Below are 20,323 nucleotides of genomic sequence, written 5' to 3'. Positions count from 1 at the left end.
GCCTCGCAGCAGTAGCCTGCAGCCGTGACCTGGCTCTGCGCGCACTGGTTGGACGTCCTCGGCTGGAGCGGCTCCGCCCTGCTGGTCCTGTCGCTGCTGCAGGCCCGGGTGCTCCGCTTCCGCATCCTCAACCTCGTCGCCTGCCTGACGCTGATCGTCTTCAACGGGCTGCTCGAGATCTGGCCGATGGTCGCCATGAACGTCGTGCTCAGCGTCATCAACGTCTGGTTCATCGCCCAACTGAGCCGCGAGCGGCACGACGAGACGGCCTACACGGTCCTCGAGGTCGCTCCCGAGGACGAGTACCTGCGCCACCTGCTGCGGGTGCACGGCGCCGACATCCTCAAGCACCAGCCGGACTTCGTCTGGGACCACTGCGCGCCCGACCGGCTCGCCTACCTCGTGCAGAAGGGCGACGAGACGGTGGGGGTGGTGCTGCTGCGCGGGGAGGGCGACCGCGCCCACGTGCTGCTCGACTACGTGACGCCGCGCTACCGGGACTTCTCCCCCGGGGAGTTCGTCTGGCGCCCCAGCGGCCAGCTCCGCGACCGCGGCTACCACCAGGTGGTCACCAACCCGCAGATGAGCGAGCCCTACTACGACCGGCTCGACGTCGGGTTCCGCGCGGACGGCGACGCCTACGTGCTCAACCTCTGAGCGAGGCGGGCGCCGGCGCCGGCGGGCCTCAGGCCGAGGAGGCTGCCACCCAGCGCTCCAGCACGTCGCCGGCCGCGCCGCTGTCCAGCGACTCCCGGGCCCGCTCGATCCCGGCACCGAGCACGTCGAGAGGGGCGCCCTCGGCGCCCTCGTGCACGGCCAGCGCCGCCCCGGCGTTGAGCACGACGGCCTCGCGCACCGGCCCCTGCTCACCGGCCAGCAGCCGCCGTACGACGTCGGCGTTGTGCTCGGTGTCCCCGCCCCGCAGGGCGTCGGCGTGCACCAGGGTGAAGCCGAGCTCGCGCGGGTCCAGCGTCGCCTCGCGCACCGCGCCGTCGCGGACCTGCCAGATCCGCGAGGTCGTGGTCGTGGTGAGCTCGTCGAGCCCGTCGTCGCCGCGCACCACCCACGCGTCGACGCCGCGGGCGGCGAACACGCCGGCCATCACCGGGGCCATCCGCTCATCCGCGCAGCCGATCGCCTGGGCGGCCGGGGCGGCGGGGTTGATCAGCGGGCCCAGGATGTTGAAGGTGGTGGCGATGCCCAGCTCGCGCCGCGGCACCGCCGCGTAGCGCAGGGCGGGGTGGAAGGCCGCGGCGAAGCAGAACGTGATGCCGGCCTCCTCGGCCACGGCCGCGACCCGCGCGGGCGGAAGGTCGAGCCGGATGCCGAGCGCCTCGAGGACGTCGGCGCTGCCGGACTTCGACGAGGCCGAGCGGCTGCCGTGCTTGACGACGCGGGCACCGGCGCCGGCGGCCACGATCGCGGCCATCGAGGAGATGTTCACCGAGAACGAGCGGTCGCCGCCGGTGCCCACCACGTCGAGCAGCCGGCCCGGCACCTCGATGCGCGTGGCCTGCGCCAACGTGGCCTCGACCAGCGCGGCCACCTCGTCGACCGTCTCGCCCTTGGCCCGCAGCGCCACCGCGAACCCGGCGATCTGGGCCGGGGACGCCTCCCCGGCGAGGATCTCCCCCATCGCCCAGACGGCCTGCTCGCGGGACAGGTCCTGCCCCGCGACCAGGGTGGTCAGGACGTCGGACCAGCCGAGTGGCCGGTGGCCGGACGCCATCAGGCGCGAGCGGGCACGCGGGAGCGCAGCAGCGAGACGACGGTCTGCGCCAGCTGGATCGGGTCGAGGGGATGCGGCACCGCCGCCTCCGCGCGCGACCAGGTGGCCAGCCAGGCGTCCTGCGGGCGACCGGTCAGCACCAGGATCGGGGGGCACTCGAAGATCTCGTCCTTCATCTGCTTGGCGATGCCCATCCCGCCGGCGGGCACGGCCTCGCCGTCGAGGATCGCGAGCGCGATGCCGCCGGCGTCCATCTGCTGCACGACGACCGGCTCCGTGGCCACCTCGACGTACTCCAGCTCGGGGAGGTCGGGGTGCGGGCGCCGGCCGAGGGCCAGGATGACCTGCTGGCGGGTGTTGACGTCGTCGCTGTAGACGAGGACCTTCAGCGGCGCGGACTTCGGCATGGTGTCACTCACACCCCGATGCTATCCCTCGCCTGCCGCCGCCGTTGCGCGCGCTCTCTCCTGGGCCTCCAACCGGTCCAGCCTGCGGTCCTCGCGGACCGCCTCCTTCGCCGAGGAGCGCACCCACTGGACGAACAGGACCCCGAAGAAGATCAGGCCGATCAGGTCGCCCGAGGCCCACAGGATCCCGCCCGCCACGTGCTGGTCGTCCGCCGCGTCCGGCAGCCATGAGCCCATCGGCCCCTCGCGCAGCGCGGCGTACCACTCCGCGCCGATCAGTGCCTCCTGCGCCATGATCGTGACGCCGAGGAAGGCGTGGAAGGGCAGCGTGAGGAACGTGAGCACCAGCCGGAACGGCTCCGAGACCCGACCGGGAACCGGGTCGATGCCCATCAGGGGCCAGAAGAACAGCGCGCCGACGAGCACCAGGTGGACGTGCATCATCTCGTGCACGTACGTCGAGCGCAGGCTCGCGTCGTACCACCCGGTGAAGTAGAGGGCCCAGGGCGAGGCGACGTAGAGGAAGAACGCCAGCGGCGCGAAGGACAGCACCTTCGCCACCCGCGAGTGCAGCACCGCCAGCAGCCAGCGACGCGGCCGCGACGGGAGGGTGCGCAGGGCGAGGGTGACCGGGGCGCCGAGCGCGAGGAACAGCGGCACCACCATCGAGAGCACCATGTGCTGGACCATGTGCACGCTGAGCAGGGTGGTGTCGTAGGCGCCGATCCCGGACTGGGTGGCGACGTAGAACGAGCCCATCCCGCCGACCACGAAGGCGAGCGTGCGTCCCAACGGCCACTTGTCCCCGCGGCGCCGCAGCACCGAGACCCCGACCAGGTAGAGGCCGGCCACCCACACGGTCGCCACGAAGAGGAAGGGATCGATCCCCCACTCGGTGAAGATCCGCCCTAGGGTGAACTCCGGCAGATTCGGACTCGCTTGCCACGCTGTGAACACCACGCTGTGAAGTTTATGACGCCTAAAGACAGGGGGGTGGGGTGCCCTTCGGTCCTAGTCAGGACATAATGCTCCGCGTGGCGACAGCAACAGCGATTCCGGCATCCCGGCTGCACGGGCACCTCGACCGACCGAGCATGGTCAGCGTCGGCACGATCATCTGGCTCGCGAGCGACCTGATGTTCTTCGCCGCGCTCTTCGCGGCGTACTTCACGATCCGCTCGGTCAGCCCGGAGCTCTGGCAGCAGAACACCGACGCGCTGAACATCCCGTTCGCCGCGGCCAACACCACGATCCTGGTCCTGTCCTCCGTGGCCTGCCAGCTCGGCGTCTTCGCGGCCGAGCGCGGTCAGGTCGGGCGCACCGGTGGTCTCCTCAACGTCAAGGGCTGGGGTCTGCGCGAGTGGTTCGCGCTGACCTTCATCATGGGCGCGATCTTCATCGCCGGCCAGGCGACGGAGTACGCCGAGCTCATCCACGAGGGCATCACGATCCAGGACTCGGCCTACGGCTCGATGTTCTACCTCACGACCGGCTTCCACGGCATCCACGTGACCGCCGGACTCTTCGCCTTCCTCCTGGTGCTCGGGCGGACCTACCTGGCCCGCAAGTTCACCCACGAGCAGGCCGTGAGCGCGATCGTCGTGTCGTACTACTGGCACTTCGTGGACGTGGTGTGGATCGGTCTGTTCGCGACCATCTACCTGATCAAGTAACAGCCCGACCCTGCTCAAGCTAGGACTCAATGTGCGTCTCTTGAACCGCTCAGTCGGACGAATCTCGCGGCATCGCCGCGGTCGTCTGGCGGGCCTGATCGTCATGCTGCTCGGACTGGTGCTCACCGGTGGGCTGTATACCGCGTTCTCCCCCGCTCAGGCGGAGAAGGCCGAGGCCGACCCGGCACTGGTCGAGGAGGGGCGCGAGCTCTTCCTGGTGGGCTGTGCCTACTGCCACGGCAAGAACGGCGAGGGCATCCTCACCCAGAACGGCAACCAGATCGGCCCGTCCCTGGTGGGCGTGGGCGCCGCCGCCGTCGACTTCCAGGTCGGCACCGGCCGGATGCCGCTGGTGCAGCCGGGCGTCCAGGCGCCTGCCAAGCCTGCCGTGTACAACGACGAGGAGCGCGAGGCCCTGTCCGCCTACGTCGCCTCCCTCGGCGTCGGACCGGACATCCCCGACGAGGCCGACTACAGCATCGAGGGCCTCACCGACGACGAGCGCGAAGCCGCGATCGTCAACGGCGGCCAGATCTTCCTGACCAACTGCACCGCCTGCCACAACTATGCCGGCGCCGGCGGGGCGATGCCCCGCGGCAAGTACGCGCCGAAGCTGTCCGGCGTGGACGAGAAGCACATCTACGAGGCCATGCTCACCGGGCCGACCCAGATGCCGGTCTTCTCCAACGGCAACCTCGCCCCCGAGGACAAGCGCGACGTCATCGCCTACCTCAAGTCCCTCGAGGCAGAGCCCAACTACGGCGGATTCACCCTGGGCTCGCTCGGTCCCGTGACCGAGGGCCTCTTCGGTTGGATCTTCGGTATCGGTGGCCTGGTCGCCTTCGCCGTCTGGATCGCTGCCCACACCACCCGCTCTAAGAAGGACAAGCTGGCATCGTGAGCACCCACGACGAAACCCTTCCGGCCGTCCCGGCCCCGGACCCGATCGCCGACCCCGGTCTACCGCCACACCAGTGGCGCCCGACCGACGTCGACCCCCGGGCCGAGAAGCGCGCCGAGCGCCAGGTGGCTGCACTGTTCGTCTTCTCGATGATCTGCGCCATCCTGTTCGTCGTCGCCTACTTCACCATCGACATCGGCGAGGACCCCACCACGTTCCTGGGGATGGGCGCCTCGACGCTCGCCCTGGGCCTGACCCTGGCCGGCGCCCTGCTGGGTATCGGCATCGGCATCATCCAGTGGGCCCGCAAGCTCATGGCCGACCACGAGATGGTCGAGATGCGTCACCCGGCCGCCTCCTCCGAGGAGGACCGCGCCGCCACGCTCCAGGCGCTCAGTGACGGGCTCGAGGAGTCCGGCATCGGCCGCCGCCCGCTGGTGCGCAACACCCTGCTGGGTGCGCTGGGCATGCTCGGCATCCCGGCCGTCGTCGCGCTTCGCGACCTCGGGCCGCTGCCCGGTGACAGCCTCTACCACACGATCTGGGACAAGGGGATGCGCGTCGCCCGCGACGTCCTCGGCACCCCGATCAAGGTCTCGGACATGGAGATCGGCGACCTGATCAACGGTCAGCCGATCGCGCTGTGGACCGAGCACATCGAAGGCGTCGAGCTGCAGGTCCACAAGGCCAAGGCGTCGATCGTCCTGGTGCGTATGGAGCCCGACGAGATCATCCCCGGCCCCGGCCGGGAGAACTGGTCGGTCGAGGGCATCCTGTGCTACTCGAAGATCTGCACCCACGTGGGCTGCCCGATCTCGCTCTACGAGCAGCAGACCCACCACCTGCTCTGCCCCTGTCACCAGTCCACGTTCGACCTCGCCGACTCCGCGAAGGTGGTCTTCGGACCTGCGGCGCGTCCGCTGCCGCAGCTGCCGCTCGCCGTCGACTCGGAGGGCTACCTCATCGCGCAGAGCGACTTCACCGAGCCCGTGGGCCCGAGCTTCTGGGAGCGTGGCTGATCATGTCCGTCGCAAAGACCAACGCCACTACGGCGGCAACCGTCAAGAAGCCCGGCAAGGGCGCCGCGGTCGCCAACTGGGCCGACGAGCGTCTCGGCCTGGCCGGGATGGCCAAGAAGAACCTCCGCAAGGTCTTCCCCGACCACTGGTCCTTCATGCTGGGCGAGATCGCCCTGTGGAGCTTCGTGGTCCTGCTCCTCACCGGCGTCTTCCTGACGCTGTGGTTCCGGCCCAGCATGGCCGAGGTCGAGTACATGGGCAGCTACGACCAGCTGCGCGGCCTGCACATGTCGGAGGCGTTCGCCTCCAGCCTGGACATCTCCTTCGACGTCCGCGGCGGCCTGCTGATGCGCCAGATGCACCACTGGGCGGCCACGATCTTCGTGGCGTCGATGATGATCCACCTGCTGCGCGTGTTCTTCACCGGCGCGCACCGCAAGCCCCGTGAGCTCAACTGGGTGATCGGCTGCCTGCTGCTGCTGCTCGGCACGCTCGAGGGCTTCACCGGCTACTCCCTGCCCGACGACCTGCTCTCCGGCACCGGCGTCCGGGCGGCCGACGGGTTCATGAAGTCCGCGCCCATCGTCGGCACCTACATGTCGTTCTTCCTGTTCGACGGCGAGTTCCCCGGTGACGCGATCATCCCGCGGCTCTACATCGTGCACGTGCTGCTGATCCCGGGCCTGCTGCTGGCCCTGATCGCCGCCCACATGCTGCTGCTCGTCTACCACAAGCACACCCAGTGGCCCGGCCCCGGCCGTACCGAGAAGAACGTGGTCGGCTTCCCGATGCTGCCCGTCTACATGGCGAAGGCCGGCGGCTTCTTCTTCATCGTCTTCGGTGTCATCGCCGTGATGGGCGCGACCACCACGATCAACGCGGTCTGGAAGTACGGCCCCTACGACCCGTCCAAGGTGACCGCGGGCTCCCAGCCCGACTGGTACATGGGCTGGCCCGACGGTGCGCTGCGGATCATCCCGGGCTGGGAGTCGGAGTTCCTGGGCGTGACGCTCAGCTGGAACGTCATGCTGCCGATCCTGATCCTCCCGGTCCTGATGCTGGTCATCCTGATCCTGCTGCCGTTCCTGGAGGCGTGGATCACCGGTGACAAGCGCGAGCACCACCTGCTCCAGCGCCCGCGCAACGCGCCGACCCGCACCGCGGTGATGGTCGCCCTGATGACCTTCTACGGTCTGCTCTGGGCCGCCGGCGGCAACGACATCATCGCGATCAAGATGGACCTGAGCATCAACCAGATCACCTACTTCATGCGGGTGATGGTCTTCCTGGGTCCGGTCATCGCGTTCTGGATCACCCGCCGCTGGTGCATCTCCCTGCAGCGCAAGGACGAGGAGGACCTGCTCCACGGCTACGAGACCGGCATCATCATGCGCTCGCCCGAGGGCAGCTACTCCGAGCGTCACGAGCCGCTCGACGTGGCGCGGACCTACACGATGACCGCCCGCGATCGCGAAGAGGTCTACGTGCCCGGTGCGACCACGGACGCCAACGGCGTGGCCGCTCCCCCGAAGCGCTTCGACAAGCTCCGGGGCCGGCTCTCCCGCCTGATGTACGCCGACAACGTGCAGAAGCCGACCCGGGCCGAGCTCGAGGCGGCGCACCACGAGGTCGACCACGAGCACGAGCTCGAGGCGCCCTACGAGGACCGCGTGGTCGACGGCCACCAGTTCGACGGCCACCACCCGGTGAAGGGCGAGGAGCTCCGCAAGCACTGATCCACCGCTCCACCACAGAAGGGCCCCGGACGCACCAGCGTCCGGGGCCCTTCTGCATCCCCACCCACCCCACCCCCCCTCCCCCACCGCGACCCGTCACTCCCTCGACCAGACACGCCGTACCTGCCGGCGTGAGTGACGGCTCGCGGGCCGTGAGCGGGGGTAAGCCGTCGGCAGCGGGGCCCATGAAGCCTGTCGAGCAGGCACGCCCGTTCTGTCCCCTATGGCGCGTCAGGCACTCTCGTCACCCTGGCGTTCTCACCACCGCCGGCGTACGGCGCGCCACGACGGACGCGCCTCGCCGACGTGGACCGCGCGACGCCCGCGCGCGCCGTACGTGGCGATGTGCACCACCGCCCGTGTGCGCATGGCCACGCACCCCGGGAGCACCCTGGCCGGCTGTGAGAGGATCCACGCCGCTCAGGTCCATGCACCAGTGCCCAGGCCCGCCGACCCGTCACTCGCTACGCCAACCCCGGCGTGTCTGGTCGAGGGAGTGACGGGTCGCGGGCCTTGGGGCCCACCTGGGGACTTGGGGGCCCTGCTGGGGCCTTGGGGCCCAGCTGGGGGCTTGGGGCCCAGCTGGGGGGCTGGGGTCCACCTGGGGGCTTGGGGACCAGCTGGGGACTTGGGGACCAACTGGGGGGTGGGTGGGGGGGGCTGGGGGTCAGCTGAGGGCGGAGCCCTTCTTGTACTCGCTGAAGGGGAGGTTCCAGTCGCCGTAGCCGTTCTCCAGAGTCATCTGGCGCTGGGTGCCGGTGACCTCGACGACGTCGCCCCGATTGGTCATCTCATAGACCCAGGCGGCGTCGGAGGTGCTCATCCCCACACAGCCGTGGCTGACGTTGGCGGCACCCTGGGAGCCGACCGACCAGGGTGCGGCGTGCAGGAACTCGCCGGAGTGGGTGACCCGCAGGGCGTACTCGACGTTCTCGATGTTGTAGTACTCCGGGTCGCTCTCGTCGATGCCGGTGGTGGCGGCGTCCATCCGCTTGGTGCGGTGCTTCTCCATGATCACCTTGGTCCCGGACCGGGTCTCGAAGCCAGGCTTGCCCCCGCTGATCGGGATCGTCCGGGCGACCTCACCGTTGATCAGCGTGCGCATCTGGTGGCCGGCCACGTCGATCTTGTGCACCACCGAGTCGCCGACGGTGAACGCGACGCTGCGGCTCTCCTGGCCGTAGACGCCGCCGCCCGCCGGGACGCTGTTGACGTCCACGTCGACGCTGACCTCGGTCCCGGGCTTCCAGTAGGCCCGCGGGCGCCAGTGCACCTCGGTGTCGCTGATCCAGTGCCACGCTCCGGCCTGGCGCGGCGAGCTGGTGACGCTCAGGTGACGCTCGATCGAGGCCTTGTCGCGCACCGCGACGTCGAAGGTGACGATCACCGGCATCCCCACGCCCACGGTCTCCCCCGCCAACGGCGCCACCGAGGGGTAGGTCTGCTGATCCAGCGTCAGGTCGACTGTGCGAAAGCGGGAGCGCGCGCGCTCGGTGCTGCCGTCCGTGCGCTCGGCCACCGTGCGGGCGACGTACGACGTGCCCGGCTCCAGGCGCTCGGTGGCCTTCCAGGACGCACCGTCCTTCGCCAGCTCGCCCGCGACCCGGTCGCCGCCACCGCGGACCACCACGGAACGCAGCGTGCCCCCCTCGGCGCGCACCGTCACCAGATGGTCGACCGGCACGGCGGTGCCCTTGCCGACGTCGGTGGTGACCTCCACCGGCGCCGCCTCGGGGCTGGCGGCAGGGCCGCCGTCCGGGGAGTCGCCGTCGGAGCCGGAGCTGCCTGAGCAGGCCGTCAGGACGACACAGAGCACCCCCGCCAGGACGGTCGCCGGCGCCCGAGTGTGGCGCGCAGAAGCAGAGGTGCCGCAAAGGGCTCGAGCTCGAATCATGTGGATTCCCCCGGGAGGAGCGAGCAGTGCCTCACCCAGGGTAGCGGCCGGACCCCCAACAGACACGGCCCCGACCGTCACCCCTGGGGGTGTCGATCGGGGCCGTGGCGGCGCCGGGAGGGCTCAGTGAGCGTGCTCCCCGCGGTAGTACTCGAAGACCCAGCCGGCCAGCGTGATCACGCCGAAGGCACTGCCGATGATCGCCAGCCACCATCCCACGACGACGCCGAGCGTCACCGTGGAGAAGGCCAGGGCGCACCACAACGGCCACCACGAGTACGGCGGGAAGAAGCCGAGCTCGCCGGCGCCCTCCGCGATGTCGCCGTCCTTGCGGTCCTCCGGACGGGCGTCCATCCGGGAGGCGTGGAAGCCCAGGTACAGGGTGATCATCGCCACCAGCAGGAAGGCCATGACCAGGGCCGAGGTCCCGGTCCAGTCGCCGCTGATGAACCAGTACGCGGGCGCGACCAGTGCGAAGAAGATCGTGGTGATCCCGAAGATCCAGGTTTCGGCCTTCATCAGTTCTTCTCCTCCGTGCCGCGCTCGTCGGTGTTGCCGGCGAGGCGCTCCTGCAGCATCTCCTCGCGACCGGACACCTCAGGGGAGTCCGACGGCGTGCTCGTGCCCTCTGCCGCGTTGGTCCGCAGCTCCATGACCGCGATCTCCGGGTGGTGGAGGTCGAAGGCCGGCGACTCCGAGCGGATCCGCGGGAGCGAGTGGAAGTTGTGCCGCGGCGGCGGCGAGCTGGTGGCCCACTCCAGGGAGCGGCCCCAGCCCCACGGGTCGTCCACGCCCACCAGCGGGGCGTTGCGCGACACGTAGACGTTGTAGAAGAACGGCAGCATCGAGAGGCTGAGCAGGAACGCGCCCACCGTGGAGATCTGGTTGAGCGTGGTGAAGCCGTCCTGGGGCAGGTAGTCGGCGTAGCGACGGGGCATGCCCTCGACGCCGAGCCAGTGCTGGACCAGGAAGGTCAGGTGGAAGCCGATGAACAGCAGCCAGAAGTGGATCTTGCCCAGCCGCTCGTCGAGCATCCGCCCGGTGAACTTCGGCCACCAGAAGTAGAAGCCGGCGAACATCGCGAACACCACGGTGCCGAAGACCACGTAGTGGAAGTGCGCCACCACGAAGTACGAGTCCGAGACGTGGAAGTCCAGCGGGGGCGAGGCCAGGATGACACCGGTCAGGCCACCGAAGAGGAACGTCGTCAGGAAGCCGATCGTCCACAGCATGGGCGTGTCGAGACTTACCGACCCGCCCCACATAGTGCCGATCCAGTTGAAGAACTTCACTCCTGTGGGCACCGCGATCAGGAATGTCATGCCCGAGAAGAAGGGCAGGTCCACCGCCCCGGTGACGAACATGTGGTGGGCCCACACGGCCACCGACAGGATCGCGATCGCCAGGGTGGCGCCGACCAGACCCACGTAGCCGAAGATCGGCTTGCGGCTGAAGACCGGCAGGATCTCACTGGCGATGCCGAAGAACGGCAGCGCGATGATGTACACCTCGGGGTGGCCGAAGAACCAGAACAGGTGTTGCCACAGGATCGGTCCACCGTGCACCGCGTCGAAGACGTGTGCCCCGAGCATCCGATCGGCCTCGAGCATCAGCAGCGCGCCACCGAGGATCGGGAACGCCATCAGCACGAGCATGCTGGTGATCAGCGTGTTCCAGGTGAAGATCGACATCCGGAACATGGTCATGCCGGGCGCACGCATGCAGATGATCGTGGTGATGAAGTTGACCGCACCGAGGATGGTGCCGACACCGGCCATGTACAGGCCCATCACCCACAGGTCGCCACCGATGCCGGGCGAGCGCACGGCGTCGGAGAGCGGCGTGTAGGCGAACCAGCCGAAGCTGGCCGCGCCCTGCGGGGTGAGGAACCCGGCGGCGGCGATCAGGCCGCCGAACAGGTAGAGCCAGTAGCTGAACATGTTCAGCCGCGGGAACGCCACGTCGGGCGCGCCGATCTGGATCGGCATGATCACGTTCGAGAAGCCGAAGAACAGCGGCGTCGCGAACAGCAGCAGCATGATCGTGCCGTGCATGGTGAACATCTGGTTGTACAGCTCTTCGTTCACGACCTGCTGGCCGGGGAACGCGAGCTCGGAGCGGATCACCAGAGCCATCAGGCCGCCCAGGAGGAACCAGACGACGGAGGTGACGAGGTACATCTTGCCGATCAGCTTGTGATCGGTCGTGGTCATCAGCGTGACCGCGTGCTGGCCCAGGGTCTTACGACGGACGGGCACGGCGGCGCTCTGAGGCACCGGTGCTGCTGTGGTGGTCACTCGTGACCTCCCTCTGCGTCAGATTCGGTGTCCAGGCCGTCCTGCGTCTTGAGCTCGGAGCCGCCCAGGAGCGGCTCGGAGTAGACCGGTCCGACCTCCTCGAGGTCAGCGAGGTAGTCCTCGTACTCGTCGGGCGACACGACCTTGACGTTGAAGAGCATCCGGGAGTGGTAGACGCCGCAGAGCTCGGCGCACTTCCCGACGTAGGTGCCCTCCTTGTTCGGAGTGACCTGGAAGTGGTTGATGCGTCCGGGGACGACGTCCAGCTTCATCAGGAAGCCGGGCACCCAGAAGGAGTGGATGACGTCCGGGGAGTGCAGGTTGAACTGGACGGTCTCGCCCTCGGGCAGGACCAGCGTGGGGATCTCGGAGCCGGTGCCGACGACCGCGACGTACTCGTCGTAGCGCGGCTCGTCGTCGGCGACGTCGAAGTCCGGCTCACCGAGCCCGTGGTTGAAGGTCCACGACCACTGCTGACCGACCACCTCGATGGTCCGGTCGGGCTCGGGGACCTCGTCGAGGACCTCGTTCTGGACCGTCACGGTCCAGTAGAAGAACACGATCACCATCAGGATCGGGGCGATGGTGTAGAAGATCTCCAGCGGCAGGTTGTAGCGCGTCTGCACGGGGATCTCGTCGGCGTGGCGACGCCGGTAGCGTCGGATCACCCAGAAGATCAGGCCCCAGACGATGATGCCGGTGATGATGGCGGCAAGCCACGCATAACGCCAGAGGTCGAAGATTGCCGGTGCCTGTTCGGTCACCGGCTCGGGCATGGCCAGACGACGGATCTGGTCCTCGTCCTCGGCCGAGCACGCGCCGACCAGTAGGAGACTTGTGCCCAGCGCAACGCTGAGCGCAAGCCGCTTCACCGACTTGGTCGCGCGCTTGGGGAGCTGCAGACCCACGAACGAGCCTCTCTCTCAAAGATCACGGATAGGCGAAACCCTATCCGAAGTGTGGGTCGGATGACTCGGTGGGGACCCGTAAGGGCCGGGTCTGTGACCTTCGCCCCTTGCCGTGGCCCGTTGGGGCTCACCGCTGCCGCGGGCACGCCGGGAAGCTCAGGGACGGAAGGTCTTCAGGTGCGGCTCGAAGTCCGCGACGGCGTCCGCGCCGTAGGTGTCGAGGCAGCGCTGGAGGAAGGCCGCGCGCGAGAGCGAGTACTCCTGGGTGCCGACCTGCTCGACGACGTAGACCGCCAGCAGGCAGCCGAGCTGCCCGGCTCGCTCAGGCCCGAGTCCCCAGGCCAGGGCGGCCAGGTAGCCGGCCCGGAAGGCGTCGCCGACCCCGGTCGGCTCGACCTTCGCGATCTCGGGGACGGCGGGCACGGTGATCGACGCCGCGCCCTCGCGGTCGATGCGCACCCCGGCGGCCCCGAGGGTGACCACCCAGGTGCCGACGCGGGAGAGCACGTCCTCGCGGCTCCAGCCGGTCTTCTGGGTGATCAGCGAGGCCTCGTACTCGTTGGAGAACAGGATCTCGGCGCCGTCGATCAGCGGCCGGATCATCGCGCCGTCCCCGAAGGCGAGCTGCTGGGAGGGGTCGGCCACGAACCGGTAGCCGCGCTGGCGGCACTCCTCGGTGTGGCGCAGCATGCCCTCGGGGTCGTTGGGCCCGATCAGCACGAAGTCCGGCTCCCCCACCCGGTCCACGATCGGCTTGAGCTCGATCTCGCGCGCCTCGCTCATCGCGCCGGCGTAGAACGACGCGATCTGGGCCATCGACGAGTCGTTGGTGCACACGAATCGCGCCGTGTGACGCGTCTCGGAGACGTGCACGCCCTTGCAGTCGACGTGGTGCCGCTCGAGCCAGGCCCGGTAGTCGACGAAGTCCTCCCCCACCGCGCCGACGAGCACCGGCTCGATGCCGAGGTTGCCCAGGCCGAAGCAGATGTTGGCCGCGCATCCCCCGCGCCGCACCTCGAGGTCCTCGACGAGGAACGACACCGACAGCTTGTCGAGCTGGTCCACGACCAGCGAGTCCGAGAAGCGTCCCGGGAAGGACATCAGGTGGTCGGTGGCGATCGATCCGGTGATGAGCAGCGACATGCCTGGCAACACTACCGGTCGGTACCGCTGTCGGTACCCGGGAGTAGCCCCTAATCTCAGGGTCATGATCTCCGCGACTCAAGCGCACGGCCGCTCCACCCGTCTCGCCTACGACGACTTCGAGTCCCCCGAGGAGCTGTACGGCGCCTGCCGCGCGGCCGGCGAGAACCTCCACGTCAGCCCCCGCCTGCAGCACGCGGCGCGGGCCGCGGTCGCCGGGGCGCCCAGCCTGCACTACGCGGACTTCCCCCGGGAGATCGCCAAGCGTGAGATCAAGGTGAGCGAGGCCGCCGCCCGGCTGGCCGGCGCGCTGCACCTGCATCTCGACTGACCCCCACCGCTTCCCGTCTCGGGAGCCACGAGGCCCCCTGCCAATACGCTTGGCAGGGGGCCTCGTGGGTTCCGGGTCACCCGCGAGCGGGGCCGGGCGAGCGGGGCGCCGGGCTCAGAGGCCCCGGCGCCGCGCGCTCAGTGGAACGAGTCGCCGCAGGCGCAGGAGCCGGTGGCGTTGGGGTTGTCGATGGTGAAGCCCTGCTTCTCGATGGTGTCGACGAAGTCGATCGTCGCGCCGTTGAGGTAGGGGACGCTCATCCGGTCCACCACGACGGTGACGCCGTCGAAGTCGGTGGTGACGTCGCCGTCGAGGGTGCGCTCGTCGAAGAAGAGCTGGTAGCGCAGACCCGAGCAGCCACCCGGCTGCACCGAGATGCGCAGGGCGAGATCGTCACGCCCCTCCTGCTCGAGGAGGCTCTTCACCTTGCTCGACGCGACCGAGCTCAGGTTGATCTGGTCGGTGCGGCGCTCTTCGGTGGTCTCGACCTGCTCGGTCATGTTCGCTCCCTGGAAGAAAGGCTAGAGATTCGGTCGTCCGGCGCTGGACGGCACCGGTCATATCCGTTCCCAATGGTCGCACACCGACGGTTATTCCCCACCGCTCGGCAGCCATTGGCTCGCCGGATCACCGAGGCGTGCGGGGCGACCACGACCTGGCCACGCGGGCGGCCAGGTCCGCCAGGGCGGCGCGGGGCCGACCCAGGGCCGCCTCCTCCCCGACCAGGTCCACCACGGAGTAGGCGGACTCCACCCCCAGCGCCCGCATCTCCCGCGAGCCGACCAGCACCCGGCCGGCCAGCGCGATGCAGGGCCGCAGCGCCTGCGCGGCGAGCTCCGCGACCCCGTAGGGCACCTTGCCCGAGCGGCTGGAGAAGTCGAAGGCACCCTCCCCCGTCACCACCAGGTCCGCCTCGCGTGCCCGGCGCTCCAGGCCCACCGCCTCGGCGACCAGGGCCACCCCCGGGGTGCGCCGCGCGCCCAGCGCCAGCAGCGCGAAGCCGAGCCCGCCGGCCGCGCCGGCCCCCTTCTCCAGCGAGAGCCTGCGGTCCACCACGACGGCGAACCGCTCCAGAAGCCCGTCCACCTCCGCGATCCGGTCCTCGCTCACGCCCTTCTGCGGGCCGAACGTCTTGGTCGCCCCGAACAGCCCGGTCAGCGGGCTGTCCACGTCGCTGGCCGCGACCACCTCGACGCCCGCGAGCCTGGCCCGGGCGGCGGACGCGTCGAGGCGCCCGATCCCCTCGAGGCCCAGCGCCCCCCGGTCGAGCGGGACGTCCGCCTCCGCGCCCAGCGCGGCGAGCAGGCCGGCTCCCCCGTCGTTGCTGCCGCTGCCGCCCAGGCCCACCACGACGCGGCGCGCGCCGGCGTCCACGGCGTGCCCGAGGAGCTCCCCCACGCCGTAGGTGGTGGCGCGCTCGGCCGCCCCCGGCCGGCTGCCGGTCAGCTGGATCCCGCACGCCTGGGCGCTCTCGACGTACGCCGTGTCGCCCACCAGCAGCACCGCCGCCGGCACCTGCTCAGCCAGCGGCCCGCGCACGGTGCGCGCCAGCAGCCGGCCGCCCAGCGCCACGTGCAGCACGTCGACGAAGCCCGGCCCGCCGTCGGCCATCGGGGCGAGGTCGAGCTCGTCGTCGGGCGCGTGGCGGTGCCAGCCCTCGGCGATGGCCTCGGCCGCCTCGACCGCGGTCAGGGTGCCGGCGAACTTGTCAGGGGCGATCAGGACGCGCATGGGCCCATCCTCGCCGCACGGCTCAGCCGGCGGCGCGGCGGTACTGCCTGACGGACAGCGGCACGAACACCACCAGGATCAGCACGACCCAGGCCAGCGTGTACAGCACCGGGTGCTGCATGGACCACACGTCGGGCACCGGCACGGTGGGGTTGGTGTTGCCGAACAGCTCGCGCACGGCCTGCGTCACCGCCGAGACCGGGTTCCACTCCACGAAGACCCGCAGCCCCGAGGGGAAGCTCTCCAGCGGCACGAACGCGTTCGAGACGAAGGTCAGCGGCATGATCACGATGAACGAGGCGTTGTTGATGACCTCGACGCTCGGCACCAGCAGCCCCACCAGCGCCATCACCCAGCTGAACGCGTAGGCGAACAGCAGCAGCAGCGCGAAGGCCGCGAGCGCGTCGAGGACCGAGCCACGCACCCGCCAGCCGACGAGCAGTCCGGTCAGGGCCATGATCACGATCGAGAGCAGGTTGTAGACGATGTCGGAGAAGGTCCGGCCGACCAGCACCGCGGCCCGCGACATCGGCAGCGAGCGGAACCGGTCGATGATCCCCTTCTGCATGTCCTCGGCCAGCCCGGCCCCGGTGAACGTCGAGCCGAAGACCACCGTCTGGGCGAAGATCCCGCCGATCAGGAACTCCCGGTAGTTCACCCCGCCGCCGGGGTCGATCGCCCCGCCGAAGACGTAGGCGAACAGCAGCACGAACATGATCGGCGAGATCAGCACGAACACCAGGACCTCGGGGACCCGCTTGATCTTGATCAGGTTGCGCTTGGAGATCACCCAGGAGTCGCTCGCCATCCGCGACATGGTGCTCATCGGGCGGCCTCCGTGCGCTCCGCGCCCGCGTCGTCCTGGCTGGCGTGGCCGGTCAGCGCCAGGAACACGTCGTCCAGCGTGGGCCGGCGCAGACCGACATCCATCACCGCCACTTGCTCGGCCTCGAGCAGAGCCAGCACCTCCCGCAGCGCCCTGGCTCCGCCCTCGACCGGCGTCGACAGCTCACGGCCGGTGTCGCCGACGCGGACCTCGGCCCCCGAGACGCTGGCCAACACCCGGCGCGCCACCTCGGCCTGGTCACGGTGGAGGACCGACAGCTCGATCTGCTCCCCGCCGATCTCGCGCTTGAGCTCGTCCGCGGTCCCGCGGGCGATCGCCCGGCCATGGTCGATCACGACGATGGAGTCGGCGAGGCGGTCGGCCTCCTCGAGGTACTGGGTGGTGAGCAGGAGCGTGCCCCCGTGGGAGACGAGCTCGCGGATGACGTCCCACATATGCATCCGGCTGCGCGGGTCCAGCCCGGACGTCGGCTCGTCCAGGACCAGCACGGCCGGCTCGGCGACCAGTGCGCCGGCCAGGTCGAGGCGCCGGCGCATGCCACCGGAGTAGGTCTTGGAGGGGCGGTCCGCCGCGTCGGCGAGGTCGAAGCGCTCGAGCAGCTCGCGGGCGCGGACGCGGGCGCGAACCCTCCCCAGCCCGTAGAGGCGGCCCACCATCTCCAGGTTCTCGTAGCCGGTCAGGTGCTCGTCGACGGCCGCGTACTGCCCCGACAGGCCGATCCGCGCCCGGACTCCCTGCGGGTCCTGCGCCACGTCGACGCCGGCCACCTGGGCGCTGCCGGCGTCGGGGCGCAGCAGCGTGGTCAGGATGCGCACCGCGGTCGTCTTGCCCGCCCCGTTCGGCCCCAGCAGACCGAGCACGGTGCCCTCGGGAACGCTCAGGTCGAGGCCGGCGAGCGCCACCACGTCGCCGTACCGCTTGACCAGGCCGTCCGCCCGGATCATCTCCCTCACCCTCGCTAGGGTCGCATGGTGAGCACCTGGATACGACCCCTTTTGCCGGCGGACGTGCCCGTCGTGGAGCGGCTCTCGGCGCAGGGGTTCCACGAGCTCGACAGCCGCACCCATCAGCGCGACTGGCCCGACCCGCAGCTGCGCCCGCCGGACCGGGCCGCGGCGTGGATCGCCCGCACCACCCACCTGGTGCGCACCGACCCGGCCGGCTGCTGGGTCGCCGAGCAGGAGGGCGAGATCGTCGGGTTCGCCGTCTCCTACGTGCGCGAGCTGATGTGGCTGCTCGCCTCGTACGCCGTGCGCCCGGGGTTGCAGGGGCGCGGGGTCGGCCGGGTGCTGCTCGAGGCCGCCCTGCAGCACGGGCGGGGGTGCCTGCGCGGCATGCTCTCCGCCTCCGCCGACCCGCGCGCGGCGCGCCGGTACCGGGCGGCCGGGTTCGCCCTGCACCCGCAGATGTTCCTCACCGGCGTCCTCGACCGCGCCGCGCTGCCGATCGTCGAGCGGGTCCGCGAGGGGACGGCCGCCGACTTCGAGCTGATGGACTCGGTGGACCGCCGCACCCGCGGGGCCGCGCACCTGGTCGACCACCCGGTGCTGGCGGGCACGTTCCGGCTGCTGGTGTGCGACCGCAGCACCGGCTCGGGCTACGCCTACGTGGACGCGGACGGCTCACCGCAGCTGGTCGCGGCGACCAACCGGCGCACCGCCACCGACCTGCTCTGGGAGGCCCTCGCCTCGGCCCCGCCCGAGGGCACCGTCAGCCTGCCTCACGTCACCGCGGCCAACCAATGGGCGATCGAGGTGGGGATGGCGGCCCGGCTCTCGCTGCACCAGCGGGGCTACCTGGCGCTGCGAGGCATGGCCCCGCCGGCGCCGTACCTGCACCACGGCTCGCTGCTCTGAGGGCGGGCTGCTCAGCGCGCCGGCGACGCGTCGGGCGTCACCGGCAGTCGCACCCGCACGGTCGTGCCACCGCCGGGGGTCTCGTCCAGCTCGATCGAGCCACCGTGCGCGCGCACCACCCGGCTGCAGGTGGCCAGACCGATCCCCGAGCCCGCCACCCGCTGGTCCAGACGCACGAACGGCTCCAGGACCCGGACGCGGTCCTCGGGCGGGATCCCGATCCCGTGGTCCCTGACCTCCAGCTGCCACCGGTCGGCGTCGCGGTGGGCGTCCACCTCGATCCGCGGCGGCTCGCCGGGGCGGGTGAACTTGACGGCGTTCGCGAGGAGGTTCTGCAGCAGCATCCGGAGCTGCACCCGGTCCCCGCGCACCCTCGGCAGGTCGCCGACCTCGAGGGTGGCCCCGCCCAGCGCCGGCGCCAGGTCGGCGCGGACCTCCTCGAGCAGGCCGGCCAGGTCCACCTCCGCCACCGCGAGGCCCGCGCCGAGGCGCGCGAAGTCGAGCAGCTCGTCGACCAGGGCCTGCATCCGCTCGGTTCCGCTGATCGCGCGCTGGGCCAGCCACAGCAGCTCCTCGCGGTCGCCGGCCCCCTGCTGGACCTCCTCGCGCAGCAGCTGCAGTGACATGCCCATCGCGGTCAGCGGATTGCGCAGGTCGTGGGCGACCTGCCCGGCGAACGAGGCGAGCTGCTCGTTGGAGCGCTCCAGCTCGGCCTGCGCCGCCCGGAGCTCCTCGACGGTGGCGGCGAGGTCGCGGGTGCGCCGCTCCAGCTCCAGCAGCTCGACCACCCGCTGCGCCAACGAGGCCAGCAGCTCGCGCTCGCGCGCGTCCAGCTCGCGGGGCACCACGTCGAAGGCGCACAGGGTGCCGATGACGACGCCCGCGGGGGTGAGCAGCGGGTGGGCGGCATAGAAGCGCACCCGGTCCAGGTCGCCGTTCACGAAGGGGTTGTCGCGCAGCCGTGGGTCGGCGCTGGCGTCGCTGATGACCACCGGCTCCGCGGTGCGCACCGTCACCGCGCAGAGCGTGTCCTCCTGAGGGAGGACCGCGGCGTCGAAGCCGTACGTCGCGACCTGGTGCTGCTCGGAGTCGGTGAGCAGGTTGATCGCTGCCATCGGCACCCCACACAGGTGGGCGGCCAGCTCCGCGATCGACTGGAGCTCGGGGCGAGGGCCCCCCTGCAGCACGCCGTAGTCCTCGATCGCGCGGGTCCGGCGCACCCCGTCGGCGGGCCGGTCGGCGGCCATCGTGCCTGCGCTGCTGCGATCGGCGGCGCTCACAGGCCCGGGGCCCCCCACAGGGCCAACCAGCGACCGAGGTCGGACTCCATCGCCAGCTCGCCCTTGAGGGCGTCGCGCACGCCGAGCTCGAGCAGGTTGTCTCGCTGCTCGCCGGCACGCGGCGCGAACGGGTAGAAGGTGCCCTGCTTGTAGAGGTAGACCAGACCCACCTTGTGCCCGGCGGTGTCGGCGAACGGCACCACCGAGCAGAGCAGGCCGGTGCCGAAGCCCTGTGCCTCGAGCGTGGTGTTGACGGCGTGCAGGTCGGTGCAGAGCCCGGCGGTGTCGCTGGGGTCGCGGTGCACCACCAGCCAGGTGAACCCGAACCGGTCGGTGCTGAGCTCGACGTCGGGCGCCTGGGGATCGCCGTTCAGCAGCGCGACCACGTCGGCCTGGGTCTGGGCGAACGCGGCACCGCCGGCCGCCCGGAAGCAGACCGACCCCAGCCCGGTGGGCCGCAGACCGGCCGCGCTCTCCAGGGTGAGCGCGGCGTTGGGCACCGCGAACAGCGCGTCGAGGTTCGCCCGCTTGGGGCGGCTGCGTCCGGTGATGACGTCCCAGAGACCCACCG

21 protein-coding genes are annotated in these 20,323 nt (G+C 70.5%); 7 read left to right on the top strand and 14 right to left on the bottom strand.

Annotated elements, in window-relative coordinates; translation table 11 throughout:
• Positions 1 to 24: 24 nt before the first annotated feature.
• On the top strand, positions 25 to 657 hold the full coding sequence (locus AC6EI4_RS13755) for a hypothetical protein (protein ID WP_498421890.1): 633 nt from the start codon (positions 25 to 27) through the stop codon (positions 655 to 657).
• 28 nt (positions 658 to 685) lie between these two features.
• On the opposite strand, the gene trpD is transcribed toward AC6EI4_RS13755, so the two are convergent.
• From trpD to AC6EI4_RS13740, 3 genes are read right to left on the bottom strand one after another with little or no spacing between them, the layout of a single operon-like run.
• On the bottom strand, positions 686 to 1,729 hold the full coding sequence (trpD, locus tag AC6EI4_RS13750; RefSeq protein WP_498421891.1) for an anthranilate phosphoribosyltransferase: 1,044 nt from the start codon (positions 1,727 to 1,729) through the stop codon (positions 686 to 688).
• Positions 1,729 to 2,136 carry an Rv3143 family two-component system response regulator gene (locus AC6EI4_RS13745; RefSeq protein WP_498422262.1) on the bottom strand — a complete coding sequence of 136 codons (408 nt, stop codon included), beginning with the start codon at positions 2,134 to 2,136 and terminating at the stop codon, positions 1,729 to 1,731. Before AC6EI4_RS13745 ends, trpD begins: the two co-directional genes overlap by 1 nt.
• Before the next feature lie 21 nt (positions 2,137 to 2,157).
• Complete coding sequence (locus AC6EI4_RS13740; protein WP_498421892.1) at positions 2,158 to 3,096, bottom strand: cytochrome c oxidase assembly protein; 939 nt, start codon at positions 3,094 to 3,096, stop codon at positions 2,158 to 2,160.
• Between the two features lie 65 nt (positions 3,097 to 3,161).
• On the opposite strand from AC6EI4_RS13740, the gene ctaE reads away from it, so the two are divergent.
• From ctaE to qcrB, 4 genes are read left to right on the top strand one after another with little or no spacing between them, the layout of a single operon-like run.
• A complete protein-coding gene (gene ctaE, locus AC6EI4_RS13735) occupies positions 3,162 to 3,809 on the top strand; it encodes an aa3-type cytochrome oxidase subunit III (protein ID WP_498421893.1) in 648 nt (215 codons plus the stop codon).
• A 31-nt stretch (positions 3,810 to 3,840) separates the two neighbouring features.
• Entirely contained in the window at positions 3,841 to 4,710 is an 870-nt protein-coding gene (gene qcrC, locus AC6EI4_RS13730; protein WP_498421894.1) for a cytochrome bc1 complex diheme cytochrome c subunit, read from the top strand.
• The gene (gene qcrA / locus AC6EI4_RS13725; protein WP_498421895.1) at positions 4,707 to 5,729 is read left to right on the top strand and encodes a cytochrome bc1 complex Rieske iron-sulfur subunit; all 1,023 of its coding nucleotides are present in this window, start codon (positions 4,707 to 4,709) and stop codon (positions 5,727 to 5,729) included. Before qcrC ends, qcrA begins: the two co-directional genes overlap by 4 nt.
• A 2-nt stretch (positions 5,730 to 5,731) precedes the next feature.
• Positions 5,732 to 7,465, top strand: a complete 1,734-nt coding sequence (gene qcrB / locus AC6EI4_RS13720) for a cytochrome bc1 complex cytochrome b subunit (protein WP_498421896.1) — start codon at positions 5,732 to 5,734, stop codon at positions 7,463 to 7,465.
• Positions 7,466 to 8,132: 667 nt separating this feature from the next.
• Here the strand turns inward: qcrB and AC6EI4_RS13715 are convergent.
• The 5 genes from AC6EI4_RS13715 to AC6EI4_RS13695 all read right to left on the bottom strand — a co-directional run bounded on the left by AC6EI4_RS13715 (position 8,133) and on the right by AC6EI4_RS13695 (position 13,707).
• Positions 8,133 to 9,281: a L,D-transpeptidase gene (locus AC6EI4_RS13715; protein ID WP_498451786.1), complete on the bottom strand. Its 1,149-nt coding sequence runs from the start codon at positions 9,279 to 9,281 to the stop codon at positions 8,133 to 8,135.
• Between the two features lie 201 nt (positions 9,282 to 9,482).
• The gene (locus AC6EI4_RS13710; RefSeq protein ID WP_498421898.1) at positions 9,483 to 9,878 is read right to left on the bottom strand and encodes a cytochrome c oxidase subunit 4; all 396 of its coding nucleotides are present in this window, start codon (positions 9,876 to 9,878) and stop codon (positions 9,483 to 9,485) included.
• Positions 9,878 to 11,572, bottom strand: coding sequence for an aa3-type cytochrome oxidase subunit I (gene ctaD / locus AC6EI4_RS13705; RefSeq protein WP_498451921.1), 1,695 nt, complete (start codon positions 11,570 to 11,572; stop codon positions 9,878 to 9,880). The genes AC6EI4_RS13710 and ctaD overlap by 1 nt, the downstream gene beginning before the upstream one ends.
• Positions 11,573 to 11,652: 80 nt before the next feature.
• The gene (gene ctaC / locus AC6EI4_RS13700; protein WP_498451785.1) at positions 11,653 to 12,564 is read right to left on the bottom strand and encodes an aa3-type cytochrome oxidase subunit II; all 912 of its coding nucleotides are present in this window, start codon (positions 12,562 to 12,564) and stop codon (positions 11,653 to 11,655) included.
• A 156-nt stretch (positions 12,565 to 12,720) separates the two neighbouring features.
• Positions 12,721 to 13,707, bottom strand: coding sequence for a carbohydrate kinase family protein (locus tag AC6EI4_RS13695; RefSeq protein WP_498451784.1), 987 nt, complete (start codon positions 13,705 to 13,707; stop codon positions 12,721 to 12,723).
• A gap of 64 nt (positions 13,708 to 13,771) precedes the next feature.
• Between AC6EI4_RS13695 and AC6EI4_RS13690 the strand changes: the two genes are divergently transcribed.
• On the top strand, positions 13,772 to 14,038 hold the full coding sequence (locus AC6EI4_RS13690) for a hypothetical protein (protein ID WP_498421902.1): 267 nt from the start codon (positions 13,772 to 13,774) through the stop codon (positions 14,036 to 14,038).
• A 137-nt stretch (positions 14,039 to 14,175) separates the two neighbouring features.
• On the opposite strand, the gene erpA is transcribed toward AC6EI4_RS13690, so the two are convergent.
• The 4 genes from erpA to AC6EI4_RS13670 form a co-directional block, all read right to left on the bottom strand.
• Positions 14,176 to 14,538 carry an iron-sulfur cluster insertion protein ErpA gene (gene erpA / locus AC6EI4_RS13685; RefSeq protein ID WP_498421903.1) on the bottom strand — a complete coding sequence of 121 codons (363 nt, stop codon included), beginning with the start codon at positions 14,536 to 14,538 and terminating at the stop codon, positions 14,176 to 14,178.
• 127 nt (positions 14,539 to 14,665) lie between these two features.
• The gene (locus AC6EI4_RS13680) at positions 14,666 to 15,769 is read right to left on the bottom strand and encodes a glycerate kinase family protein (protein ID WP_498451783.1); all 1,104 of its coding nucleotides are present in this window, start codon (positions 15,767 to 15,769) and stop codon (positions 14,666 to 14,668) included.
• Positions 15,770 to 15,791: 22 nt separating this feature from the next.
• Entirely contained in the window at positions 15,792 to 16,595 is an 804-nt protein-coding gene (locus tag AC6EI4_RS13675; RefSeq protein WP_498421905.1) for an ABC transporter permease, read from the bottom strand.
• Positions 16,592 to 17,560, bottom strand: a complete 969-nt coding sequence (locus tag AC6EI4_RS13670; protein WP_498451920.1) for an ATP-binding cassette domain-containing protein — start codon at positions 17,558 to 17,560, stop codon at positions 16,592 to 16,594. The genes AC6EI4_RS13675 and AC6EI4_RS13670 overlap by 4 nt, the downstream gene beginning before the upstream one ends.
• 72 nt (positions 17,561 to 17,632) lie before the next feature.
• Here AC6EI4_RS13670 and AC6EI4_RS13665 point away from each other — a divergent pair, with 72 nt between their 5' ends.
• Entirely contained in the window at positions 17,633 to 18,472 is an 840-nt protein-coding gene (locus AC6EI4_RS13665) for a GNAT family N-acetyltransferase (protein WP_498451782.1), read from the top strand.
• Positions 18,473 to 18,483: 11 nt separating this feature from the next.
• Here the strand turns inward: AC6EI4_RS13665 and AC6EI4_RS13660 are convergent, their stop codons facing one another.
• On the bottom strand, positions 18,484 to 19,752 hold the full coding sequence (locus AC6EI4_RS13660) for an ATP-binding protein (protein WP_498451781.1): 1,269 nt from the start codon (positions 19,750 to 19,752) through the stop codon (positions 18,484 to 18,486).
• The gene (pspAB, locus tag AC6EI4_RS13655; protein ID WP_498421908.1) at positions 19,749 to 20,321 is read right to left on the bottom strand and encodes a PspA-associated protein PspAB; all 573 of its coding nucleotides are present in this window, start codon (positions 20,319 to 20,321) and stop codon (positions 19,749 to 19,751) included. The genes AC6EI4_RS13660 and pspAB overlap by 4 nt, the downstream gene beginning before the upstream one ends.
• Positions 20,322 to 20,323: the final 2 nt, after the last annotated feature.

It is taken from the genome of Nocardioides sp. Z43_10 (genome assembly GCF_059766615.1).
The sequence above is the reverse complement of the archived record's forward strand: the minus strand, read 5'-3'. Positions and strand labels throughout refer to the sequence as shown.